Origin of the sequence: Streptosporangium nondiastaticum (genome assembly GCF_003011965.1) — a bacterium.
In the GTDB taxonomy this organism is placed as follows: Bacteria; Actinomycetota; Actinomycetes; order Streptomycetales; family Streptomycetaceae; genus Streptomyces; species Streptomyces nondiastaticus.
This window is the reverse complement of record NZ_PXWG01000298.1, coordinates 1-1,523: the sequence shown is the minus strand read 5'-3', so window position 1 is coordinate 1,523 and position 1,523 is coordinate 1. Positions and strand designations below refer to the sequence as shown.

General features: G+C 77.5%; 1 protein-coding gene. It reads right to left on the bottom strand.

Translation table 11 applies throughout. From position 1 onward, the window contains the following. A partial coding sequence (locus B7P34_RS35870) for a GTPase (RefSeq protein WP_223268610.1) occupies window positions 1–1,523 on the bottom strand: 1,523 nt, incomplete at both ends.

Genomic DNA, 1,523 nt, shown 5'->3' with positions numbered 1-1,523 from the left:
CGGCCATCGCGGCGGCAGCGGCGGCGGACGCCGCGTCGAGGGCCTCCGCGAGGCCCTCGGCCCCGCGCCGCGCGGCCTCGCGCACGGCCAGGGACCAGGGGTCGGGAAGCCCCGTGGACGCCTCGTAGGCCAGGGCCCGTACGGCCTGCTCCACGAGCGGGCGGGAGACGGCGCGGGACGGGGAGGCGGGTGCGCCCGCGTCCAGGGCCGCGTACGTCTCCCGGCCCGCACGTGCCCTTGCGGTTTCAGCCGTCGTGACGATGCCGGGCGTAGTGACGTTTCCGGCCGTCGCTACGTTTCCGGCCGTCGTTACGGTTCCAGCCGTCGCTACGTTTCCAGCCGTCTCGGCCGTTGCGACCTCAGGCGCATGCGTCCCCGCGATCGCCCTGGTGATCGCTGCCGCCTCTGCCATCGCCACGGCCTCTGCGATCGCAGCCGCGCCGCTCGCCGCACCCGCCGACTTCCGTCCCGCAGCTTTCCGTCCCGCCCGTCCCCGTACGTACCACCGGTGCGCACGCGTCCACGACGTCCCGCACGCCCGTCCGGCGTCCCGGAGCCAGGCGCGCTCCGCGGCGAGCCCGGCGGCCTGGGCGCCCACCGCCTCGGCCAGCCGGTCCTCGAACTCGTGCCGGGCCGACTCGGTCAGCCCGGGCCGCCCGTCCGCCACGTACGCGCCCCGCAGCCGCGCCGAGACCCCGTCGACGTCGGCCGTCAGCCTGCGCAGCGCGGCGCCCCTCGAGGCCGTGAACCGGCCGAGGCTCTCGCGCAGTTCCCCGACGCCGTCGCCGGTGAGGGCGGAGAGGGCCAGCACCTCGGCGCCCGGTTCGCCGTGCTCGCCGAGCGCGATGCCGTCGTCGTCCAGGAGCCGCCGCAGGTCGTCGAGGACCTGGTCGGCCGCGTCCATGCTCAGCCGGTCGGTCTGGTTGAGGACGATGAACGAGACCTCGGCGTAGCCCGCGAGGGGCCGCAGGTAGCGCTCGTGGAGGACGGCGTCCGCGTACTTCTCCGGGTCCACCACCCAGATCACCGCGTCGACGAGCCCGAGGAGCCGGTCGACCTGCTCGCGGTGGCCGGGGCTGGCCGAGTCGTGGTCGGGCAGGTCGAGCAGGACGAGCCCGTTGAGGGCCGGGTCGTACGGGCGGACCGGCTGCCGGCGGGAGCGGGCGGGGATGCCGAGCCGGTCGAGGACGCCGTCCGCGCGCTCGGGCTCCTCCGTCCACACGCAGGCCACGGGCGCGGCGGTGGTGGGGCGGCGGACGCCCGCCTCCGAGAGCTGGGCGCGGGCGAGCGCGTTGAAGAGGGTGGACTTGCCGCTGCCGGACGCCCCGGCGATGGCCACGACGGTGAGGTCGAGGGGGTGCCGCTGCCGGGCCACGGCCTCGTCGAGGACGCGTCCCGCCTCGGCGAGCGTCCGCCGGTCCAGGCGCGCCCGGGACAGCCCGACGAGCTCCCGCAGGGCGTCCAGGCGCGGCCGGAGGACGGCGGCGCCGGGGTGCGGCGCGGGCGCGGACGGGGGGCGCGGG